The sequence below is a fragment of the Nocardioides sp. Z43_10 genome (assembly GCF_059766615.1).
Map to the genome: position 1 here is coordinate 303,948 of NZ_JCBAJY010000005.1, position 21,796 is coordinate 325,743.

At 72.6% G+C, this 21,796-nt stretch carries 17 protein-coding genes and 1 pseudogene; 4 read left to right on the plus strand and 14 right to left on the minus strand.

Annotated elements, in window-relative coordinates; translation table 11 throughout:
* Window positions 1-166: 166 nt before the first annotated feature.
* From AC6EI4_RS11720 to AC6EI4_RS11740, 5 genes and pseudogenes are all read right to left on the minus strand, one after another.
* A pseudogene (locus tag AC6EI4_RS11720) lies at window positions 167-265 on the minus strand (hypothetical protein); the annotation flags it as partial.
* Window positions 266-344: 79 nt separating this feature from the next.
* Window positions 345-1,874, minus strand: coding sequence for a class I adenylate-forming enzyme family protein (locus AC6EI4_RS11725; protein ID WP_498451560.1), 1,530 nt, complete (start codon window positions 1,872-1,874; stop codon window positions 345-347).
* A 77-nt stretch (window positions 1,875-1,951) separates the two neighbouring features.
* On the minus strand, window positions 1,952-2,677 hold the full coding sequence (locus tag AC6EI4_RS11730; protein ID WP_498451561.1) for an SDR family NAD(P)-dependent oxidoreductase: 726 nt from the start codon (window positions 2,675-2,677) through the stop codon (window positions 1,952-1,954).
* Window positions 2,674-4,272, minus strand: coding sequence for a flavin-containing monooxygenase (locus AC6EI4_RS11735; RefSeq protein ID WP_498451562.1), 1,599 nt, complete (start codon window positions 4,270-4,272; stop codon window positions 2,674-2,676). The genes AC6EI4_RS11730 and AC6EI4_RS11735 overlap by 4 nt, the downstream gene beginning before the upstream one ends.
* Window positions 4,269-5,252 carry an alpha/beta hydrolase gene (locus AC6EI4_RS11740; protein WP_498451563.1) on the minus strand — a complete coding sequence of 328 codons (984 nt, stop codon included), beginning with the start codon at window positions 5,250-5,252 and terminating at the stop codon, window positions 4,269-4,271. The genes AC6EI4_RS11735 and AC6EI4_RS11740 overlap by 4 nt, the downstream gene beginning before the upstream one ends.
* Before the next feature lie 130 nt (window positions 5,253-5,382).
* Here AC6EI4_RS11740 and AC6EI4_RS11745 point away from each other — a divergent pair, with 130 nt between their 5' ends.
* Entirely contained in the window at window positions 5,383-6,030 is a 648-nt protein-coding gene (locus AC6EI4_RS11745) for a PadR family transcriptional regulator (RefSeq protein ID WP_498425060.1), read from the plus strand.
* Here the strand turns inward: AC6EI4_RS11745 and AC6EI4_RS11750 are convergent.
* The 6 genes from AC6EI4_RS11750 to AC6EI4_RS11775 all read right to left on the minus strand — a co-directional run bounded on the left by AC6EI4_RS11750 (window position 5,960) and on the right by AC6EI4_RS11775 (window position 12,954).
* The gene (locus AC6EI4_RS11750) at window positions 5,960-7,048 is read right to left on the minus strand and encodes an ABC transporter ATP-binding protein (RefSeq protein ID WP_498451564.1); all 1,089 of its coding nucleotides are present in this window, start codon (window positions 7,046-7,048) and stop codon (window positions 5,960-5,962) included. The two genes, AC6EI4_RS11745 and AC6EI4_RS11750, sit on opposite strands and share 71 nt — an antisense overlap.
* Window positions 7,048-8,124 carry an ABC transporter ATP-binding protein gene (locus tag AC6EI4_RS11755; protein WP_498425062.1) on the minus strand — a complete coding sequence of 359 codons (1,077 nt, stop codon included), beginning with the start codon at window positions 8,122-8,124 and terminating at the stop codon, window positions 7,048-7,050. The genes AC6EI4_RS11750 and AC6EI4_RS11755 overlap by 1 nt, the downstream gene beginning before the upstream one ends.
* 8 nt (window positions 8,125-8,132) lie before the next feature.
* The gene (locus AC6EI4_RS11760; RefSeq protein WP_498451565.1) at window positions 8,133-9,233 is read right to left on the minus strand and encodes an ABC transporter permease; all 1,101 of its coding nucleotides are present in this window, start codon (window positions 9,231-9,233) and stop codon (window positions 8,133-8,135) included.
* The gene (locus tag AC6EI4_RS11765; RefSeq protein WP_498425064.1) at window positions 9,226-10,167 is read right to left on the minus strand and encodes an ABC transporter permease; all 942 of its coding nucleotides are present in this window, start codon (window positions 10,165-10,167) and stop codon (window positions 9,226-9,228) included. The genes AC6EI4_RS11760 and AC6EI4_RS11765 overlap by 8 nt, the downstream gene beginning before the upstream one ends.
* Before the next feature lie 199 nt (window positions 10,168-10,366).
* Window positions 10,367-11,542, minus strand: coding sequence for a Zn-dependent alcohol dehydrogenase (locus AC6EI4_RS11770; RefSeq protein ID WP_498425065.1), 1,176 nt, complete (start codon window positions 11,540-11,542; stop codon window positions 10,367-10,369).
* Window positions 11,539-12,954, minus strand: coding sequence for an aldehyde dehydrogenase family protein (locus AC6EI4_RS11775; protein ID WP_498451566.1), 1,416 nt, complete (start codon window positions 12,952-12,954; stop codon window positions 11,539-11,541). Before AC6EI4_RS11775 ends, AC6EI4_RS11770 begins: the two co-directional genes overlap by 4 nt.
* Before the next feature lie 111 nt (window positions 12,955-13,065).
* Here AC6EI4_RS11775 and AC6EI4_RS11780 point away from each other — a divergent pair, with 111 nt between their 5' ends.
* From AC6EI4_RS11780 to AC6EI4_RS11790, 3 genes are read left to right on the plus strand one after another with little or no spacing between them, the layout of a single operon-like run.
* Window positions 13,066-14,484, plus strand: a complete 1,419-nt coding sequence (locus tag AC6EI4_RS11780; protein ID WP_498451567.1) for an aldehyde dehydrogenase family protein — start codon at window positions 13,066-13,068, stop codon at window positions 14,482-14,484.
* A 31-nt stretch (window positions 14,485-14,515) separates the two neighbouring features.
* On the plus strand, window positions 14,516-15,472 hold the full coding sequence (locus AC6EI4_RS11785; protein ID WP_498451568.1) for an alpha/beta hydrolase: 957 nt from the start codon (window positions 14,516-14,518) through the stop codon (window positions 15,470-15,472).
* Window positions 15,469-17,079 carry a flavin-containing monooxygenase gene (locus AC6EI4_RS11790; protein ID WP_498425069.1) on the plus strand — a complete coding sequence of 537 codons (1,611 nt, stop codon included), beginning with the start codon at window positions 15,469-15,471 and terminating at the stop codon, window positions 17,077-17,079. Before AC6EI4_RS11785 ends, AC6EI4_RS11790 begins: the two co-directional genes overlap by 4 nt.
* A gap of 813 nt (window positions 17,080-17,892) precedes the next feature.
* Here the strand turns inward: AC6EI4_RS11790 and AC6EI4_RS11795 are convergent.
* The 3 genes from AC6EI4_RS11795 to AC6EI4_RS11805 all read right to left on the minus strand — a co-directional run bounded on the left by AC6EI4_RS11795 (window position 17,893) and on the right by AC6EI4_RS11805 (window position 21,795).
* Complete coding sequence (locus AC6EI4_RS11795; RefSeq protein ID WP_498451569.1) at window positions 17,893-19,521, minus strand: ABC transporter substrate-binding protein; 1,629 nt, start codon at window positions 19,519-19,521, stop codon at window positions 17,893-17,895.
* 119 nt (window positions 19,522-19,640) lie between these two features.
* Window positions 19,641-21,362, minus strand: a complete 1,722-nt coding sequence (locus AC6EI4_RS11800; protein WP_498451570.1) for an N-acyl-D-amino-acid deacylase family protein — start codon at window positions 21,360-21,362, stop codon at window positions 19,641-19,643.
* Window positions 21,355-21,795: a Zn-ribbon domain-containing OB-fold protein gene (locus AC6EI4_RS11805; protein WP_498451571.1), complete on the minus strand. Its 441-nt coding sequence runs from the start codon at window positions 21,793-21,795 to the stop codon at window positions 21,355-21,357. Before AC6EI4_RS11805 ends, AC6EI4_RS11800 begins: the two co-directional genes overlap by 8 nt.
* Window position 21,796 lies beyond the last annotated feature (1 nt).

Genomic DNA, 21,796 nt, shown 5'->3' on the forward strand with positions numbered 1-21,796 from the left:
TCTCGGCTGTCGCGGAACACCGCCTCCCGGCCTTCGCGGCGGGCCAGGGCCGCCTCCTCGAAGTTGTCGGTGAGCAGCCGCAGGTAGCTGGCTGGACCACGGCCACCTGTGGCACCTGCCCGACGACCCGGACGGTGCGCGGCACCTTGTAGCCCGAGAGCCGGGGCCGCAGGTGGCGCCGGACGTCGTCGACGTCGATGCCCTGGCGCGGCGCGAGCAGGGCGGCGACCTGCTGCCCGAAGCGGGGATCGGGCAGCCCCAGCACCAGGGCGTCGAAGCCATGCCGACACCCTGGCCGCGCGTCTGATCCACGTCACTACCGCGCCCTGCGAGACCGGCGCGGCTCAGCCGCCTGCGGCACCCACCGGCCGCTGCTCGCACATCCGCCGCACAGCGGCACGCGACAGCTTGCCGGTGGCCGTCAGCGGCAGGTCGTCGAGGATGACGTAGTCGCTTGGCACCTTGTACGGCGTGAGCCGCTGGCGCACGTGCGCGGCCAGCTCCGCGTCGCTGGGGGGCTCGCCCACCGCGACCACGCAACCGAGGAGCCGCTGGCCCGAGCGGGCGTCGCGCACCCCGACCACGGCGACGTCGGCGACACCGGGATGCTCGCGCAGCGCGGCCTCCACCTCGCGGGGATCGACGTTGAAGCCCGAGACGATGATGGTGTCGTTGGCCCGCCCGGCGATCGCGATTCGTCCCGCGGCGTCGAGCTCGCCGAGGTCGCCGGTGTCGAACCAGCCTCCCGGGAGCAGGTCGTGGCCGGGCCCGTAGGGGCGGGCGACGTGGAAGCCGCGGACCTGGACGTGGCCGCGCACGCCCGCGGGCACCGCGCCGCCGAGCTCGTCACAGACCCGCACCTCGGTGTCCGGCAACGGCACCATCCACGCCAGCCGGCCGTCCGGGGCGCGTGGGATCGCCCCCAGCGCGACGGTGCCGCAGGTCTCGGTCATCCCGTAGCCGGTGGCCACCCGCGGAATGCCGAGCTGCTCCGCGAGCCGAGCCATGTCGGGGGCGGACACCTCGGTGCTACCGACGATCGCGACCCGGGTGTGCGGTGCCGGCGTGCCGAGGTCGAGGCCGGCGAGGTCGTGGTAGATCGTGGGCGGCCCGGCGAGCACGGTGATCCGCTCCTCGCGCAGCAGCCTCGTCAACCGCACCGCGTCGTAGTCGGGCAGCAGCCGGACGGTGGCGCCGGCCATCATCGCCACCAGCAGGATCCCGTTGAACCCGAAGGAGTGCGTCAGCGGCACGGTGGCGAGCCACACGTCGTCGTCGGTGGCGTCGAGCACGCGCGCGACGTGCGCGTAGACCCGCAGCAGCTGCTCGTGGCTCATCGGCACCGCCTTGACCTCGCCGGAGGTGCCCGAGCTGCACAGCACGAGCGCCGGGCCGGCGGCGGCGTCCGGCCCGCCCGGGGCTTGGCCGCGCTCAGCGGGCAGGGCTTCGGCGAGCAGGGCGTCGGCGGGCAGGGCGTCGGCGGGCAGGGCGTCGAGCTCCGCGAACGTGACCGCGCCCGCGGGGGGTGCCAGCGACTCGTCGATGAGCACCAGCCGCGGCGCGAGCTCGCCCAGCAGGCGCTGGCGCTCGACGTCCGGCACGCGATGCCCCAGCGGTACGACGGTCGCCCCGGCCCGCAGCACGCCGAACGCGGCGCTGACCCAGGCGGTGCGGTTGGGGCCCTGGACCACCACCCGATCACCCGCCACGACGCCCCGCTCACCGAGGAACCGGGCGACGGCACGAGCGCGACCGGCCAGCTCGGCGTAGGTCAGCGTGGTCGCGTCGTCGCGCACCGCGATGCTGTCGGGATGCGTGCGCGCGCGCAGCTCGCACAGCTCACTCAGCGTGCGGACCTCACCCTGGGTGATCATGCTCCGCATCAAAGCAAAGTGATCTGCTGCTTGCCCAGGTCCTCCCACCCATCGAAATCGCCGCGCACACGCGGTGCTCAGGCCAGCGCACCTCCATCGACGACGAACTCCGCACCGGTGGTGTAGGCGCTGGCGTCGCTGGCCAGGAAGGCCACCATCGCGGCGACCTCGTCCGGCGTACCTCGCCGCGGGATCGGCAGGTGCGAGAGGTCCATCGTGCTGCCGGCGATCATCGGCGTGTCGACCGAGCCCGGGCACACGCAGTTGACGCGGATCCCGCGTGGGCCGAGCTCGCGCGCGGCGGACCGGCTCGCCCCGCGCAGCCCCCACTTGGAGGCCGCGTACGGCAGCGCGCCGGCGTGCCCGCGCATCCCCGAGATCGATGCCACGTTCACGATCGCCGAGCCCGGTGGCATCAACGGCACCACGGCCTGCATGCCGAGCATCGGTCCCAGCAGGTTCACCTCGAGCACGGAGCGCAGGTCCTGCTCCGGCCAGGTGGTCAGGTCGCCGGTGCGGTAGACGCCGGCGTTGTTGACGAGCACGTCGAGACGACCGTGCCGCTCCCGGACCGCCGCCACCACCCGTTCCCAATCGGCGGCCGAGGAGGTGTCGTGGCGGTGGTGGGTGGCCCCTCCCCCGAGCCGCTCGGCCAGCGCCTCGGCCTCGTCGGCGCGCACATCGGTGAGCACCACCACGGCCCCCAGCTCGGTGAAGAGCGCGGCCTCGGCGGCGCCCTGCCCCCGGGCGGCACCGGTCACCAGCACGACCTTGCCGGCCAGGTCGACGACGGGAGCGCTCATGAGCCGAGCACGAATCCGACGTAGCCGCCGTCGCGCGACTCGTCGCACAGCGCGCCGTAGGCGGCGAACCCGCCCAGGTACGGCATGAACCCACGCGGCTTGCCCTCGACGTTCGCCCCCATGTACCAGGACTTCGCCTCCACGAAAAGCGTGGCGGAGGCGACCTCGTCGACGTGCGCCGTCCACGCCTCGGCCGCGTCGAGACGCGCCTCGACCTGGGTGTGCCCCTGCTCCTCGCAGTGCCGGAGCAGATCGACGACCCAGTTCACCTGCTGCTCCCCGGCCAGCACCATGTTGCTCAGCACCGAGGGGCTGCCGACGCCGGCCAGGTTGAACAGGTTCGGGAAGCCCGGCACGCAGAGACCGAGGTAGGTCACCGGCCCGTCGGACCAGGCCTCGGTGATCCGCTCGCCGCGCGGCCCGACGAGGTCGATCCGGGTCATCGCGCCGGTCATCGCGTCGAAGCCGGTGGCCAGCACCAGCACGTCGAGCGGGTGGAAGCCCGAGGCGGTCCGCACGCCCCCCGCTTCGATGACCTCGAAGGGGTCGCGGCGCAGGTTGACCAGCTCCACGTTGTCGCGGTTGTAGGTCTCGTAGTAGTTCGTGTCGGTGCAGATCCGCTTCGTCCCGATCGGGTGGTCGGTGGGCACCAGGTCGTCGGCGACGCGCGGGTCGCGGACGATCTCGCGGATCCGCTCCTCGGCGTAGACGCGGGCGAGGTCGTTGATCTTCGGGTCGATGGACTGCCGGGGGAACGCCTTGCCGAACAGCACGCCACCGCGCTGCCAGTAGTCCGCCAGCACGTCGCGGCGAGCCTCCTCGGACATCGCGAAGGGGTCCTCGGGGTGGCTCGTGTGGGGCGAGCCCGCCGGCCCGGCCCATGACAGCCGCCGGCGCTCGGGGTAGGCGAGCATCGCCTGCTCCCACTCCTCGTCGGACAGCGCACGGTTGAAGGCCGGTACCGAGAAGTTGGGGCTGCGCTGGAAGACCGTGAGGTGCGTGGCCTGCTCGGCGAGCAGGGGGATGCACTGGACCCCCGACGAGCCGGTGCCGATCACGCCGACGCGCTGACCGCTGACGTCGACCTCCTCGTCCGGCCAGCTCGAGGTCCGCAGGATCGTGCCCGCGAAGTCGGCGAGCCCGGGGATGGCGGGGTCAACCGGCGCCGAGAGGCTGCCGGTCCCCAGCACGAGGTACCGGGCGCGCAGCTCTTCACCGGCGTCGGTGGTGACCACCCAGCGCGACTCGTCCTCGTCGAAGCGGCCACCCACGACCCGGGTGTCGAAGCGGTAGTGCTGGCGCAGGTCGAAGCGGTCCGCGACGTGCTGGAGGTAGCGCAGGATCTCCGGCTGGGTGGCGTAGCGCTCGCTCCAACGCCAGCTGCGCTGCAGCTCCTCGTCGAAGGAGTAGGAGTAGTCGAGGCTCTCGACGTCGCAGCGGGCACCCGGGTAACGGTTCCACCACCAGGTGCCGCCCACCTCGGGTGCGGCCTCCACTCCGGCGACGCTCCACCCCTCCTGGTTCGCTCGGTGGACGGCGTACAGGCCCGAGAAGCCGGCGCCCACCACCAGGACGTCGACGGCTGTGCTGGTCATGCGTTCTCCTTCGTTGTGCCCGGGGCGCCGAGCAGGCGTCGTACGTCGTGCCACAGCAGGTCGCGGGCAGCGGCCGCGGCCCCGAACGGGCCGATGGTGGCGAAACCGTGGAACAGATCGGGGAAGTGCCGGTGCCGCACGGGCACCCCGGCGTCGCGCAGCAGCGCGGCGTAGCGGTGCCCCTCGCTGGACAGGGGGTCGAGACCGGCCGTGACCACCACGGCCGGGGCGAGCCCGGCATGAGTGGCGGCCCGGGTCGGGACGACGTGCTCGGGCGGGCTGGGCAGCGGTGTCGTGGCGGCATCCCCGCCGAGGTACTGGCGCCAGTACCACTCCATCGCCGCGCGGGTGTTGAAGTGGCCGGTCGCGTAGCGCCGGTAGCTCTCCGACTCGAAGTCCGGCTCGACCACGGGGTAGAGCAGGACCTGGCCGGCCAGCGGCAGGTCCTCCCGGTCGCGCACCCGCAGTGCGGTGACCGCGGCGAGGTTGCCGCCGGCGCTGTCCCCGGCGACGACGACCCGCTGCGGGTCGACGCCGAGGCGCTCGGCGCAGGCGTGCACCCATGCCAGCGCGGCGAGGGCGTCGTCCGCCGCCGCCGGCGCCGGGTGCTCGGGTGCCAGCCGGTAGTCGACCGAGACGACCACCGCGTCGACGCCTCGGGCCAGCGCGCGACAGAAGCCGTCGTGGCTCTCGATGCTGCAGAACACGAAGCCGCCGCCGTGCAGGAACACCACGCCGGGCCGGTCACTCGCCTCTCCGTGCGGGTGGTAGACCCGCACGCGGAGCTCCCCCGCGCCGGTCGCGACGAGATGGTCCTCGACCGCGCGCACGTCGTCGAGGTTCGTCGGTGGCACAGCGCGCGCCGCCACCGCGGCGCGCGCCTCGGGGCCGCTCATCAGGTGTACGGGTGGGAAGCCGTTCTCGAGGGTGGCGAGCAGCCCCGCCACCTCGCCTCCCAGGGCGTCGTCCAGCACGGTCACCGAGGCCTCCTGCCTGTTTTGGTCCGAACTATTCCTAACCGAAATACTGTGTCACCACAAGAGGTGAAGCCCACACCGACATATGTCGAAGGAGAACATGCCGGGTAGAGCGCACCGTTAGGCTCGTGGTATGACGAGTGACGTCCCCGAGACCCCGCTTCCCGACCTGCGCCCGACCAGCTGGGCCGTACTGGGCATGCTGTCCTTCGGCGAGGAGCTCTCCGGCTACGACCTGAAGAAGTGGGCCGACTGGAGCCTCCGCTTCTTCTACTGGGCGCCGTCGTACAGCCAGATCTACGGCGAGCTCCGCAAGCTGGAGGACTACGGCTTCGCCATTTCCCGGGTGGTCAACAAGGACGACGTGCGCGGCAAGCGGCTCTACCGGATCACCCCCGAGGGTGAGCGGGCGGTGGCGCGCTGGGCCGCGGAGGCGCCGGTGGAGCCGGTGGTGCTCAAGCACGGGGTGATGCTGCGGATGTGGCTCGGCCACGCCAGCGACCCGGCGCTGCTGCGCTCGATGCTCGAGGAGCACCGCAACCAGACCGAGAAGATGCGGGTCCGGGCCGAGGTGGACGCCGAGGGCGCGCGCGAGGAGCCGGGCTGGGCGTTCCCCGAGATGGTGCTGCGCTGGTCGGAGCGCTACTACGCCGACGAGCGCGACCGCGCCGACGAGATGCTCGCCGAGCTCGACGACGCGGTCGCCAAGCTCAAGCGCTCTCCGGGCGGACAGAGCTCGGCACGGCGCTCGTCTCAGGAGCTGCGCTCGCACAAGGCGTGAGCCTCTCGCCCAGCGTGGCGGCGAGGTCGGCGTGGTGGCAGGCGACGAAGTGCCCGGGCCCCGCCTCCTGCAGCTGGGGCTCCTGGGTGGCGCACACCTCGGTGGCGAGGGGGCACCGGGTGCGGAACCGGCATCCGCTGGGGGGGTCCAGCGGCGAGGGGAGCTCCGCGGAGCGGGTCTTCTCGGCCACCCCGTCGGCGTCGATGACCGCGCCCGGCAGGTGCGCCTCGGGCACCGAGTCGAGCAGCAGCTGGGTGTAGGGGTGCCGCGCATGCAGCGCGAGACGTCCGGACGGGACGATCTCGCAGACCTTGCCGAGGTACATCACCATGATCCGGTCGCTGATGTTCTTCACCACCGCCAGGTCGTGGGCGATGAAGACCATGCTGAGCCGGTAGCGCTCCTTGGTGTCCTCGAGCAGGTTCAGGATCTGCGCCTGGACCGAGACATCGAGGCTGGAGACCGGCTCGTCGCAGATCAGCACCTGCGGGTCCAGCATCAGCGCCCGGGCGATGCACACCCGTTGGCACTGGCCGCCGGAGAGCTCGTGGGGCCGGCGGTCCCAGACCACGTCCGGGTCCAGCCCGACGGAGCTGAGCACCTCCCGGATCTGGGCGTCCTCGACCTTCTGACCCCGGATCCGCGGGCCCTCGGCGACGAGGTCCTTGACCTTGCGCCGCGGGTTCAGCGAGGAGACCGGGTCCTGGAAGATCATCTGCATCCCCGCGCGACGCTTGCGCAGCTGGTTGCCCGAGCTGGCGGTGAGGGTGTCCCCACCGAGGCGGACCTCACCGCTGGTCGGCGCGGGCAGCTGCATCAGCGCCCGGCCGGTGCTGGACTTGCCACAGCCGGACTCGCCGAGGATGCCGAGCGTCTCCCCGTCGACGAGGTCGAAGCTGATCCCCGAGACGGCGTGCACGATGTCACCGCCCTTCGCCGGGAACTCCACGACGAGCTCGGAGACGCTGAGGACCCTCTCCTCGGGCGGGCGCAGGTGGATGCGACCGGATCCGGCCATCAGCTCTCTCCAGACTCGTTGACGGGGTGGTAGCAGGCATGCAGGTGTCGGACGGGGGGTGAGTCCCCGAGGTCGACGGTGGTGCCGAGCGCGGGGCCGCCGGCCGGCCGCAGCGCGGGAACCGCCTGGAGGCAGTCCTCGCGGGCGTGGCGGCAGCGCGCGGCGAACCGACACCCGCTCGGCGGGCGGACCATGTCCGGCGGGGCGCCGTCGATGGCCTCCAGCCGCAGGTGCGGCGCCTGCTCCAACCGCGGGATGGCGGCGAGCAGCGCCTCGGTGTAGGGGTGCTGGGGGGCGTCGAAGAGGTCACGCGCGTCGGCGGTCTCGACCACCCGGCCGGCGTACATCACCGCGACCCGGTCGGTGCGGCCCGCCACCACGCCGAGGTTGTGGCTGATCAGGATCAGCGCCATCCCGAGCTCGCGGCGCAACCGGTCCAGGAGGTCGAGGATCTGGCGCTGGACGGTGACGTCGAGCGCGGTGGTGGGCTCGTCGGCGATGAGCAGCTTCGGGTCGTTGGCCAGGGCCATCGCGATCACCACGCGCTGGCGCATGCCGCCGGACATCTCGTGCGGGTACTGGTCGATGCGCCTGGCCGCGTCGGGGATGCCGACCAGGTCGAGCAGCTCCAGAGCGCGCACCCGGGCCTGCTTGCGGTTCAGTCCGCGGTGCTTGCGCAGGGTCTCGGTGAGATGGGTGCCGATCTTCTTGACCGGGTTGAGCGCCGTCATCGGGTCCTGGAAGACCATCCCGATGGAGGCGCCCCACAGCTCGCGCAGGGCGCGGGTCGGCATCTTCTGGACGTCGCGCCCGTCGAAGTGCACGGACCCGGTCACGGTCATGTCCGGGCCGCTGGTGTGCAGGCCCATGATCGTGCGGCCCAGCACCGACTTGCCCGAGCCGGACTCCCCGACGATGCCGAGGGCCTCTCCGGGCGCGAGCGTGAGCGAGACGCCGTCGACGGCCTTGAGGTTGCCGCGGGCGGTCCGGATCACCGTGCGCAGGTCGTCGACCACGAGCAACGGCGCCGCGGCGGCGGGCGGGCGCTCGTCGATGAGCAGGGAGGTGTCAGTCATCGGGGCTCCTAGAGCTTCGCCGAGCGCGGGTCGAAGCGCTTGCGCGCCTTCTCACCGAGCGCGTTGAAGGCGAACACGGTCAGGAACAGCACGGTGCCGGGGACCAGCACGATGTGCGGGTGCTCCTCGAAGACCCGCCCCTCGCCCTCGGCGATCATGTTGCCCCAGGAGGGTGCGGGTGCCTGGATGCCGAGACCCAGGAAGCTCAGCGACGCCTCGGCGACGATCAGCACCGAGATGATCACCATGCCGTACGACGCCAGCGGCAGCAGCACGTTGGGCAGTAGCTCGCGGAACATCACCCGGGCGTTCGAGGCGCCCATCGACTTGCCGGCCAGCACGAACTCGCGCTGGGCGAAGGCCATCGTGCTCGCGCGGGCCATCCGGATCATGCTCGGCAGGGCGAGCAGCGAGAGGCCCAGTGCGATGTTGCGCAGCGTCGGGTCGAGGACCTTGGCCAGCGCGATCAGCAGGATCAGCGGCGGAACGGCGAGCAGGGAGTTGGTGAAGACGCCGACCACCCGGTCGATGCTCCCGCGGAAGTAGCCGGCCACGATGCCGATCGAGCCACCGACGACGATGCCGATCAGTACCGCGCCGATCGAGACGACCAGCGAGGCTCGGGCGCCGTAGAGGGTGCGGGCGAGCAGGTCGAGGCCGAAGTTGTTGGTGCCCAGCGGGAACTGGCTGAGCAGGTCGGGCCGCGCCAGCGCCGGGTCGAGCATCGTGGTGGCGATGTCCTCGTGTTCGCCCAACGGCAGCAACGGCGCCGCCACCGCTGCCGCGACGAGCAGCACCAGCCACACCAGGCACAGCCAGAGGGTCAGGTCGAAGGACGAGCCGAAACGCCACCGGCCCAGCTCCGCGGCCCCGAAGTAGAGGACCACGAGCGCGACCAGGGCCGCGCCCGCCTGGGTCCAGCCGGTGTCCTGCAGGCCCACGATGGCGGCGACCAGGCCGGCGACACCGATCAGGCTCAGCACGACGCCGCGCCAGGGCCGGGCTCGGTCGGTGCCGGGCTCGCCTGGCTCGCCGGGCTCGGTCGCGGTCGGCTGCTCGCCGACGGGGAGCGTGGCGAGGTCGAGGGGGGAGACGGCGCGCTCAGACATGGGACCTCCTGACCCGGGGGTCCAGGTAACCGTAGGAAACGTCGATCAGGGCGTTGGTGACGACGTAGATGACCGCGATCAGCAGGACCGCGCCCTGGACCGTGACGTAGTCGCCGGTGTTGGCGGCGCCGATCACCAGCGTGCCCATCCCGGGCAGCGCGAACAGGTACTCCACGATCACGGTGCTGCCGATGAGCCGGCCGAGACTGATGCCCATCAGCGTCATCAGCGAGAACGAGGACGGTCGCAGCGCATCGCTGAACAGGACGTGGACGGTGCCCATCCCCTTGGCCTTGGCCGCGAGGATGAAGTCCTCCTGGAGCGTGGTGATCAGGTCGGTGCGCAGGATGCGGGTGAACATCGCGGTCTCCGCGAGCGCGATCGTCAGGGCCGGCAGGAAGGCGTGGTAGAGGTTGTCGCCCAGCCCCTCGGTCGCCCGGGACCACTCCGCCCGGGGGAACCAGCCGAGCCCGTTGGCGAAGATCATGATCACCAGCAGGCCGACCAGGAAGCTGGGGATCGAGAGCACGCCGAAGGTGCCGGCGCTGATGATCCGGTCCACCCGGCCGCCGGCGTTGTAGGCCGACCACATCGCCAGCGGGAGGCTGAAGATCAGCGCCATCCCCATGCCGAGGGCGGCCAGCTCGACGCTGACCGGCATCGCGCTGGCGATCCGCTCGGTCACGTCGTGGTACGGCGGCACCACCGACTGGCCGAGGTCGCCGGTCAGCGCCGACCCCAGCCAGTCGAGGTACCGCACCGGGAGTGGGTCGTTGAGGCCGAGGTCCTCGCGGACCTCCTCATAGGCCTCCGGCGCGTGGCCCTCGCCGAGGATCGTCACGGCCGGGTCGGTGTCCATCATCGAGACCAGGGCGAAGGTGCCGAAGCTGACGACGAGCAGGACCGCGACGAGCTCGGTGAGCTGGATCAGCACGCCGCGCAGGCGCCCGCGTCCGCGGCGACGACGCCGCGGGGGCGCAGCCGATGGCGGGGGCGACGCGGCGCTGGTCGGATCGGATCGCAGCGTGGTGCTCATGAGCCGGCCACCGGGGGGTGGCACTGCAGCAGCATCGATGTGGTTCCTCTCGGGTGACGAGCCGGGGTGGGGGGTGGGCGGCGGGGACACCGGCCGATCAGGGGAAGGTGACGACCACGCGCGTCGCCTGCCCGCGGCGCATCTGGTCGAAGCCCGCGTCGGCCTCCTCCAGGGGGATCCGGCCGGACACCAGGGCGTCCAGCTCCAGGCGCCCCTGCAGGTAGAGGTCCGCGAGCACCGGGATGTCGCGGGGGAAGTGGTTGGCGCCCATCAGCAGCCCCCGCACGCCCTTGGCCGAGGTGACCAGCGGCAGGCCGGGCAGCACGAGCTGCTCGCCGACCGGCGGGATGCCCACGACGTTCGCGATCCGGCCGGCACGCAGCATGGCGACCGCCTGCGCGACCGTGGCCTGGCGCCCCACCACGTCGAAGGCGTGGTCCACTCCCCCGGTGAGCTCCTGGACCGCGGCGACGGGGTCGCTCGAGGCGGCGTCGACGACGTGGGTGGCACCGAAGCGCCGGGCCAGCTCCAGCTTCTCGGCGCCGAGGTCGACCGCCACGATCGTGGTGGCACCGGCCAGCCGCGCCCCTTGGACGACGTTCAGCCCGACACCGCCGCAGCCGATCACCGCCACGCTGTCCCCGGGCCGGACCTCGGCCCCGTGCAGCGCCGCGCCGACGCCGGTCAGCACCGCGCAGCCGAGCAGCGCGGCACGGTCGACCGGCAGCTCGGCGGGGACCCGGACCACCGAGTTGCGGTGCAGCACGGTCCGCTCGGCGAGGCCGCCGAGGCCGGCGACCTGACCGACCGGCTCGCCCGCGCGCAGCAGCCGGGGCACGGGCCGCCCGGCTCGGCCCAGGTCGTTGCGACGATCGCAGAGGAACGTGCGGCCCGCGCGGCACTCCGCGCAGTGCCCGCAGAACATCGACAGGCAGGCGACCACCCGATCCCCGGGCGCCAGGTCGCCGACCGCGGAGCCGACCCCCTCGATGGTGCCGGCGATCTCGTGGCCGGGCACGGTCGGCATCACCGTCGGCAGCTCGCCGTCGATCATGTGCAGGTCGGAGTGGCACAGTCCGCACGCCTCGACCCGCACGCGGACCTCGTCGGGGGCCAGCCAGTCGTCGAGCTCGAGCTCCTGGATCTCCAGATGGCCCGGGGCCGCGGTGAGGACGGCTGCGCGCACCAGGGTGCGCGTCGCGCCGGGCGTGGCCGCAGCCACGAAGGCGCCGGCGTCGCCATCGGTGGTCGGGTGGGTCGGGTAGGTCGTCACAGCTGAACCGCCTTGATCTCGAAGTACTCGTCCAGTCCGAATCGGCCGCCCTCGCGCCCGTAGCCGGAGTGCTTGTAGCCGCCGAAGGGCGCGGAGATGTTGAACTGGCCGCCGTTGACGGCGACCTGGCCGGTGCGCATCCGGCGGGCCACCGACAGGGCGCGGTCCGCGTCCGCGGACCAGACCGCCCCGGAGAGCCCGTAGTCGGTGGCGTTGGCGACCGCGATGGCCTCCTCCTCGGAGTCGACCGGGATCACGCACAGGACCGGCCCGAAGACCTCCTCGCGGGCGATCCGCAGGTGCGGCGCGACGCGCAGCACGGTCGGGCGCACGTAGTGGCCGCCGGCCGGTGCACCGGGTACCGGCCCGGGCCCGCCCGCGACCAGCACGGCACCCTCGGCGAGGGCGCGCTCCACATGGCCCACCACCCGCTCGCGCTGTGCTGCCGAGGCGACCGGGCCGACGTCCGTCGCCGCGTCGCGCGGGTCGCCGGTCACCAGCCGGTCGACGGCGGCGGCGAGGAACTGCTCGACCTCGGCGAGGCGCGAGCGCGGCACGATCAGCCGGGTCAGCGCGGCGCAGGTCTGTCCGTTGTTGAGCAGGCAGCCCTGCAGGGCGGCGGGCAGTGCCCGCGCGAAGTCGGCGTCGTCGAGCAGGACGCTGGCGGACTTGCCACCGAGCTCGAGGGTGACCCGGGTGATGCCCGGGGCCGCCAGCTCGGCGATGCGGGCACCGGTCCGGGTGGAGCCGGTGAAGCTGACGATCCCGACCCGGGGGTCGGCGACCAGCGGCTCGCCGGCCTCGGTCCCGGTGCCGATCACCAGGTTGGCGACGCCGGCCGGCAGCCCCGCCTCGGCCAGCACCTCGAAGAAGCCGATCGTGGTCAGCGGCGCGACCTCCGAGGGCTTGAGCACCACCGTGCAGCCGGCGGCGAGAGCGGGGACGAGCTTGGTGGCGAGCTGGTAGAGCGGGTAGTTCCAGGCGGTGATGGCCGCGGCCACCCCGATCGGCTCACGCACCACCAGCGAGTTGCCCACGCGCTCCTCGAAGACGTAGGACTCCAGCGCCGAGGCCACATCGCGCACCGCCGCGGCCACCAGGTGTCCGTGCACCGTGCCGGCCGCGCGGACCGGGGTGCCGACCTCCAGTGCGGCGAGCGCGCCGAACTCGTCGGCACGCTTGGTGACCAGGTCGGCGGTGGCGCGCAACAGCTCGACCCGCTCGGTCACCGTGCTCGCCGACCAGGCGGGCCAGGCCGCGTCGGCGGCGGCGCACGCCCGGTCCACGTCCGTGGCGCCGGCGCCGGCGAAGCGAGCGAGGACGGTTCCGTCCGCGGCGCTGCCCACCTCGATCCCGCCGCCGGACCCCTCGGCCCACTGTCCGTCGACGTACGTCGCGCGCGCCTGCTGCATGCCACTCCCCTCACCTCGTCCGACCCCGAGCCGAACATTTGCTTGCCAGGACGCAATATGTCATCTAGGAATAGTTCAACCTAATACATACGAGCGGTCAAGGGGCAACGCATGGAGACCAGGGAGCGCATCCACATCGACGGGGAGTGGGTCGAGCCGCACGGGACAGAGCACCTCGACCTGGTCGACCCACGCACCGGCGAGGTGCACGCGCGGGTGCGCCTGGCCGACGCCGAGGACGTCGACCGCGCGGTCGCCGGCGCCCGGCGCGTCGTCGACGAGGGCCCGGCCTGGCCCGTCGCCGAGAGGCTGACGGCGCTCCGGGCGCTGCACGAGCGGATCGCCGAGCGCACCGAGGTGTTCGCCGAGACGATGTCGGCCGAGATCGGCTCGCCGGCGGCGTTCGCGCGCCAGGTCCAGGTGGGGATGCCGCTGGCCACCCTGGCCACCACCCTCGACGTGCTCGAGGGCTACGCCTTCGAGGAGCCGCTCGGCGACTCCACCATCGCCCGGGAGCCGATCGGCGTGGTCGCGGCGATCTCGCCGTGGAACTTCCCGCTGCACCAGGCGCTGGCCAAGGTGGGCGCCGCACTCGCCGCCGGGTGCCCGGTGGTGCTCAAGCCCGCCGAGACCACCCCGCTGACGGCGTACCTGCTCGTGGAGGCCGCGCGCGACGCCGGTGTGCCGCCCGGGTGGCTGCAGCTGCTGCCCGGTCGCGGGGACGTGGTCGGCGCCGCGCTGGCCGAGCACCCCGGGGTGGACATGGTCTCGTTCACCGGCTCCACCGCCGTCGGGCGCTCGATCCAGCGCGCGGCCGCGGGCACGGTGAAGCGGGTGGCCCTCGAGCTCGGCGGGAAGTCGCCGAGCGTCCTGCTCGACGACCTGGACGACGAGGCGTTCGCGAGCGCGGTGCGCACCAGCGTCGGCTTCTGCATGATGAACACCGGGCAGACCTGCGCGGCCTGGACCCGCCTGGTCGTGCCCGAGGAGCGGTACGACGACGCGGTCACCCTGGCGAGTGAGACGGCCCGGGCCTTCGTCCCCGGGGAGAACCTGGGCCCGCTCGCCTCCGCGGCGCAGTGGGAGCGGGTGGTGGGCCACCTCGCGCGCGCCGTCGAGGAGGGGGCGGAGGTCGTCCACGGCGATCCCGCGCCCGACCGTCCGGCGCGCGGGTTCCACCTCGGCCCGGTCGTGCTCGGCCGGGTCACCCCCGAGATGGCGGTGGCCCGCGAGGAGGTCTTCGGGCCCGTGCTCGCGATCCAGGCCCATCGCGGCGACGACGACGCGGTCCGCCTCGCCAACGCCACCGACTACGGACTCTCCGCGGGCGTCTTCGGGGCCGACCCCGAGCGCGCCTTCGCCGTGGCCCGGCGGATCAGGTCCGGGACCGTGCACGTGAACGGCATCAACGGCAACCGGCTCGCCCCGTTCGGCGGCTACAAGCAGTCCGGCCTCGGCCGCGAGTACGGCCGCTTCGGCCTCGAGGAGTTCCTCGAGATCAAGTCGATCCAGCCCCCGCCTCGGGCCTGAGCCCCCACCCCCACGACCCTTCGGAGGATCCATGGCCCTCGACGCCGCCACCACCGCCCTGCTCCAGCAGCTCGCCGCCGCCGGCGGCCCACCCATGCACGAGACCTCCCCCATCGAGGCCCGCGCCCGGATGGCCGGCCTGGCCACCCTCTATCCGCCCGGCCCGGAGCCGGCGAGCGCCGAGGACGTCAGCGTGCCCGCCCGGGGCGGCACGCTGACCGCCCGGGTGATCTCTCCCGCCTCCCCGCGCGGGATCCTGCTCTACCTGCACGGCGGCGGCTGGGTGGTCGGCTCGCCCGCCGAGCACGAGTCGCTGGGGCGCGAGCTCGCCCACCGCACCGGGTGCACGGTCGTGCTCGGCGGCTACCGGCTGGCTCCCGAGAGCCCGTGGCCGGCGGCCGTCGAGGACGCCCAGGACCTGCTCGCCTGGGTGAGCCGGCATCGCGGCGACCTCGCCGGCGCCGACGCCCCGCTGGTGATCGCCGGCGACAGCGCCGGAGGCAACCTGGCCACGATCCTGACCCGCCACGCCCGCGACGCCGGCGGGCCCGAGATCGCGCTGCAGGTGCTGGTCTATCCGGTGGTCGACCACGACTTCGACAACGGCTCGTACACCGACCCGGCCAACCAGCTCGCGCTGAACCGCGACACCCTGCGCTGGTTCTGGGACCAGTACGTGCCCGAGGAGCACCGAGACCATCCCGATGTGTCGCCGGCCCGCGCCGAGCGGCTGGCCGGACTTCCGCCCGCGGTGGTGATCACCGCCGAGCACGACGTGCTGCGCGACGAGGGCGAGGCGTACGCCGCGGCGCTGGGCGCGGCCGGGGTGCCGGTGACGTGTCGCCGCTTCCCAGGCCAGATGCACGGCTTCTTCACCATGGTCGGCCTGCTCCCCGCCTCCTTCGAGGCGCTGGACCACGTCGCCGCCGAGATCGACCGGCACCTCGCCGGCAGCCACCCGACCCCGCTCACCGAGGAGCACGCATGAGTGCCACCGCCCCCGTCACCTCCGTCGACGCAGTGGTGGTGGGCGCCGGCTTCGCCGGCCTCTACGCCCTGCACCGCCTGCGCGGTCAGGGCCTGTCGGTGCGGGTGATCGAGGCCGGCTCGGACGTGGGCGGCACCTGGTACTGGAACCGCTACCCGGGTGCGCGCTGCGACATCGAGAGCGTCTTCTACTCCTACAGCTTCGACGCCGACCTGGCCCGGGAGTGGGAGTGGTCCGAGCGCTACGCCGCGCAGCCCGAGATCCTCGCCTACCTGCGTCACGTCGCCGACCGCTTCGACCTGCGCCGCGACATCACCCTGGACACCCGGGTGGTCTCCGCGCACCTCGACGAGCCGGCCGGCCGCTGGCGGGTCACCACCGATGCCGGCGAGGAGCTGTCCGCGTCGTACCTGGTGCTCGCCGTCGGCCTGCTGTCCAGCACCAACCTGCCGCAGATCGAGGGCCGCGACTCGTTCGCGGGGCCGACGTACCACACCGGCGCGTGGCCCCACGAGCCCGTGGACTTCACCGGTCGGCGGGTCGGCGTGATCGGCACCGGGTCCTCCGGCATCCAGCTCATCCCGCTGGTGGCCGATCAGGCCGCGCACGTCACGGTCTTCCAGCGCACGCCCAACTTCAGCCTGCCGGCGAAGAACGGCGCCCCGGACCCGGAGAAGGTGGCGCGACTGCGCGAGGACCACGCGGCGGTCAAGGAGGAGGTGCGGGGCTCGTCGTACGGCATCCTGCTCGAGCCGCCGACCTGCAGCGCCCTGGAGGTGCCGGAGCAGGAGCGGGAGGCCAAGTACCGCGAGCGGTGGGAGGAGGGCACGCTCACCGGCATCCTGCAGGCGTACAACGACCTGGTCCGCAACGAGGAGTCCAACCACACCGCGGCCGAGTTCGTGCGCCGCCGGATCGCGGAGATCGTCCGCGACCCGCAGGTCGCCGAGGACCTGACGCCGCGCGGCTACGCCTACGGCACCAAGCGCCCCTGCCTGGACACCGGCTACTACGCGACGTTCAACCGCGACGACGTCACGCTGGTGAACCTGCGGCGCACGCCGATCGAGCGGATCACCCCCACCGGGGTCGTCGCCGGGGGCGTGGAGCACGAGCTCGACGACCTCGTCTACGCCACCGGCTACGACGCGATGACCGGGCCGCTGCTGGCGATCGACATCCGCGGGCGCGACGGGCGCACCCTGCGCGAGGCCTGGGCGGACGGACCGCGCAGCTATCTCGGGATCGGGGTGTCGGGCTTCCCGAACATGTTCACCCTCACCGGGCCCGGGAGCCCCTCCGCACTGAGCAACGCGGTGGTCTCGATCGAGCAGCACGTGGAGTGGGTCGCCGATCTGCTGGCCCACCTGCGGGAGGCCGGGACCCCGATGGTCGAGGCGGACGAGCGCGCGGAGAAGGAGTGGACCGAGCACGTCCAGCTCGCCGGCAACGCGACGCTCTACCCCCGCACCGACTCCTGGTACATGGGCGCCAACGTCCCCGGCAAGCCCCGCGTCTTCCTGCCCTACATCGGCGGCGTAGGCAACTACCGCACCCACTGCGACCAGGTCGCCCGAGACGGCTACCCCGGCTTCCACCTCACCTAACCCCCCAGTCGGCGCAAACTCGCGTCGCCTGGGGCCCGAGTCGGCGCGAACTCGCGTCGCAGAGGGCCCGAGTCGGCGCGAACTCGCGTCGTACGGGGCGCGAGTCGGCGCGAACTCGCATCGTCGGGGGCGCGAGTCGGCGCGAACTCGCGGGGATGAGGATCCCTCCGGGCGTGACTTCGCGCAGCGTGTGAGCCGCCGCTGGATCCTCGAAGGGCCTGGGGATGCGCGTACGCCGCCCGGACTGGCCACATGAAACCCGCACTTCCCACACGTTCCTTCACGTGGGAAGTGCGGGTTTCATGTGGTGAGCGGGGAATCCGACACCCCCGCGACCCCCGCGATCGTCTCCCCGCTCGCCCCCTCCCCCGAGCTTCGGGCACCTGCCGGGGCCTCGGTGTTCACCACACGGCAGGCACTCGTCGTACCCACGCGACAGCACGCCGCCCGGCGGACCTGGACGGTTCGCCGGACGGCGTGCTCATCTCTCTGACTCAAGGCCCCGACGGGCTGCGTGACCGCAGGCCCAGCAGCCCGATTTCGGCGCCACTCGGGGCTGCCGACCGCGAAGTAAAGCCGACTCGGCCCCCGTACGACGCGAACTCACGCCGACTCGGCCCCCGTACGACGCGAGCTTGCGCCGACTCAGCGGCCGAACGACGCGAACTCACGCCGACTCAGCGGCCGTACGACGCGAACTTGCGCCGACTCGGCCCCCGTACGACGCGAACTCACGCCGACTCGGCGGCCGTACGACGCGAGCTTGCGCCGACTCGGCGGCCGTGCGACGCGAGCTCACGCCGACGGGGTGGGTCAGCTGATCCAAGCCTCGTCGAGGAGGACCATCGAGTTGGCCGCCCCCTTGACGCCGTGCACGTCGTCGTTCCAGGCGGTGAGCTCGGCCATCGGCATCCAGGCCAGGAACGGGACGCTCTCGTTCCACGCCTGCTGGATCTTGACCATCGCCGCCTGCTGGGCGGCCTCGTCGGCCGCACCCTGGAACTCCTCCAGCGCCGCGTCCATCTCCGGGCTGGTCGGCATCCCGTAGGTCTGGGTGCCGGTGCTGTGCAGCGACGCGAAGAGCTTCGAGAAGGGGTCGCCCTCGCGGTAGTTGATGCCCCAGCCGGCGAGGTCGTAGTCCCGCTCGACAGCCAGCTTGTTGATCAGGTCGGTGACGGTCGGGACCATCTCGATCTCGACCTCGAAGCCGACGGCCTCCAGGGCCGCCTTGACGACCTGGCCGGTGTCGCGCGACGCCGAGGTGTTCGAGTCGAGGTAGGTGATCTTGCCGTCGTAGCCCTCGGCCTTGGCCTCGTCGAGCAGCTTCTTGGCGCCCTCGGGATCGGGCTCGACGCCCTCCATCTCCTCGGAGAACCAGCGGGAGTAGTCGGGGAAGAGCAGCGTGCTGGCCATGCCGTGCCCGTCGTAGACGCGCTGGCGCACCATGTCGGGCGCGATCGCCATCTGGATGGCCTTGCGCACCCGGACATCGGAGCCGGGCCGGTCCTCGGCGCCGTTGATCAGCGTGGTGTCGCTGACGGCGACCAGGTTGGCGTAGCCACGGTGGCCGTCCTTGAGCACCCCGTCGACGACGTCGGGGTCGCGGAAGAACGCCATGTCAACGCTGCCGCTGTCGAAGGAGTCCTGGACCGTCGTCTGCTCACCCAGGTAGACGAAGCGCAGCTCGTCGAGGTTCGGGCGGCCGTTCCAGTACTTCTCGTTGGCCGCGAGCTTCATCTCCTCGCCGGCGCGCTGGTGCACGAACGTGAACGGACCGGCACCGACCGGCTTGAAGCCCTCGCCGACCGCGCCGGACGCCTCGCCGACGATCATGCCGGGGCCGGAGGCGAGCATCGCCGGGAACATCGCCCACGGCTTGTTCAGCGAGTAGACGACGGTCTTGTCGTCGGTGGCCTCGACGCCGGTGACGTTGCTCTTCCACAGCGCCGCCTCGGGAGCGGGCGCCGCGGCGTACCGCTCCTGGCTGGCCTTGACGGCGGCCGCGTCGAGCGGAGTGCCGTCGGAGAAGCTCACCTCGTCACGCAGGGTCAGGGTCCACTCGGTGTGGTCGCCGTTGGGCTCGATGGACTCGGCGAGCTGCGGGACGAAGTCCTTCGCCTCGGTGTCGTAGCGCAGCAGCACGTCGTAGATGGCCGCCATCTCCGTGCCACCGGTGGTCACCGCGGCGATCGTCACCGCCGGGTCGAGGCTGCGCGGCTCGGAGTAGATGGCATAGCTCAGCTCTCCGCCGGTCTTGGGCTCGCCAGCCGAGTCCTCGTCTCCCACCATGCCCTCGGTGTACTCGAACTCACCGCCGGAGGCGCCGCCGCCACCGCCGCTGCCGTCCCCGTCCGTGTCCTCGCCGCCGCCGCAGCCGACCAGCAGCATCATCGCCGCCACCAGCACCGCAGCGGGCCGCAGCACGCTTCTGCCTCGCTTCATCGCTTTCCTCCAAGTCGAGGAGCCCCAACGGGAAGGGGCACCACACCTGGACTATATCGGTTAGGCATACTCCGGGGAAGCATGTGGCAACCAGATACTTCCCCGGTTTCCCGCCCCGGTCAGGAGGGGCTCGGTCGGCCTCCGCGCACCAGCCGGCCGGGCAGCTCCCCGGTGGCTTCCCCGTCGACATAGGTCTCCACGCCCGAGACGAACGTGTGCCGATACCCGTCGGCGCGCTGCAGCAGGCGCCGCCCGCCGGCCGGGAGGTCGTGGTGCATCTCCGGCTTGTGCAGGTGCAGCCCGTCCAGGTCGACCACCAGCAGGTCGGCCTTGTGCCCGGGCACCAGCAGGCCGCGGTCGAGCAGCCCGACCGCCTCCGCCGTGGCCCGCGCCTGGCGCGCGACCATCAGCTCGATCGGGAACGTCTCCCGGTCGCGCACCCAGTGCTGCAGCAGCGTGGTCGGGAACGAGCCGTCGCAGATCGTGCCGACGTGCGCCCCGCCGTCGGAGAGCCCGGGGATCGTGAACTCGTGCCCGAGCATCTCCGCGCAGCCGTCGAGCGATCCGTCGACGTAGTTGGTGAACGGCAGGTAGAACATCCCGCGGCCGTCGTCGGAGATGAGGATCTCGTAGGCCAGCTCGAGCGGGGTGATGCCGCGCGCGGCCGCCCGGTTGGCGATCGTGGACGCCGGGTCGGGCTCGTAGTTCGGCGGGTCGGTGAGCTCGAACATGATCTCGAAGCGGTCCAGCAGGGCGCCGCCGATGAGGTTCGAGGCGTCGACGATCCCCAGCTCCAGGATCTCCGCGCGCAGCGCCGGCTCGCGCATCGCCCGGGCCTGCTCCGCCGGTGGCAGGTGCGAGATCCGCAGCCACGCCGGATTCGCCGCGAACGGGTTCAGCGTGCAGTCCAGACCCATCAGGATGCCGATCCCGCGCGCCGCGACCTGCGCGCGCAGCCGGTGCCCCTGGGCGTTGGCGCGGTCCAGGAAGGCGAGGGCCTTGCGGAAGCGGTCGGGGTACGACGGGCTCTGCGCCAGCGAGAACGACATCGGCCGGCCGGCCGCCGCCGCCATCGCGGTGATCAGGTCGAAGTCGGTCTCGATGGTGTCGTCGTCCCAGTCGGTGACCAGCTGCAGGACGCCCTGCCCGGTCGCGCCGACGGCCCGCGAGATGGCCACCAGCTCGTCGCGCCCCGCGGCGTACGACGGGGTCAGCTCGCCGGCGCGGGTCTTGTGGTTGAGGGTCCGCGAGGTGGTGAAGCCGAGCGCGCCGGCCTCGATCGCCTCGGCGGCCAGCTTCGCCATCAGCGCCACCTCCTCGTCGGTGGCCTGGGCGTGTGCGGCGGCCCGGTCCCCCATCGCCCGCACCCGCAGCGCCGCGTGCGGCACCTGGGCGGCGAAGTCGAGGTCGTGGGGACGGCGCTCCAGGGCGTCGAGGTACTCGGGGAAGGACTGCCAGTCCCAGGCCAAGCCCTCGGTGAGCGCGACGCCGGGGATGTCCTCGACGCCCTCCATCAGCGCGATCAGCCGCGCGTGGTCCGCCGGCACGGCCGGGGCGAAGCCCACGCCGCAGTTGCCCATCACCACGGTGGTGACGCCGTGCCACGACGACGGCTGCAGCCGGCTGTCCCAGGTCGCCTGCCCGTCGTAGTGGGTGTGCACGTCGACGAAGCCCGGCAGCACCAGCGCGCCGTCCGCGGCGACCTCGCGGTGCCCGCGGCCCGAGACCCGGCCGACCTCGACCACCACCCCGTCGCGCACCGCCACATCCGCGGTCCGCGGCTGCGCACCCGTCCCGTCCACGACGGTGCCCCCTCGCACCACCAGGTCATGCTCAGCCATCGTCGTCACCCTTCGTTCGGTAGTGCAGCAGCGTGATGCCGCTGTCGGGGTCGTCGTGGAAGACCGGGACCACGCGCATGCCCACCCGCAGGTCGCCGGGGTCCACCTCGACCAGCTCGGTGCTCACCCGCGGACCCTCGTCCCACTCGACGACGGCCAGCACCTGCGGTACGGCGTCGGCCCACGGCGGCGCCGTCGGTCGGTGCGCGACGGTGAAGGTGTGCAGCGTCCCGTGGCCCGAGATCTCGCGCCACTCCAGGTCGTCGGCGAGGGTGCCGGGCGCCAGCAGCCGGGGATAGAACACCCACTGGCCCCCCGAGGGGGAGAACTGGATCCGGATCCGGTGCTCGCGCAGCGCGTCCCAGTACGGCTGGGAGACCGGGGTCGGCTCCGGCAGCGGCCGGGCCTCGATCGCGGTGACGGTCTCGGTCATC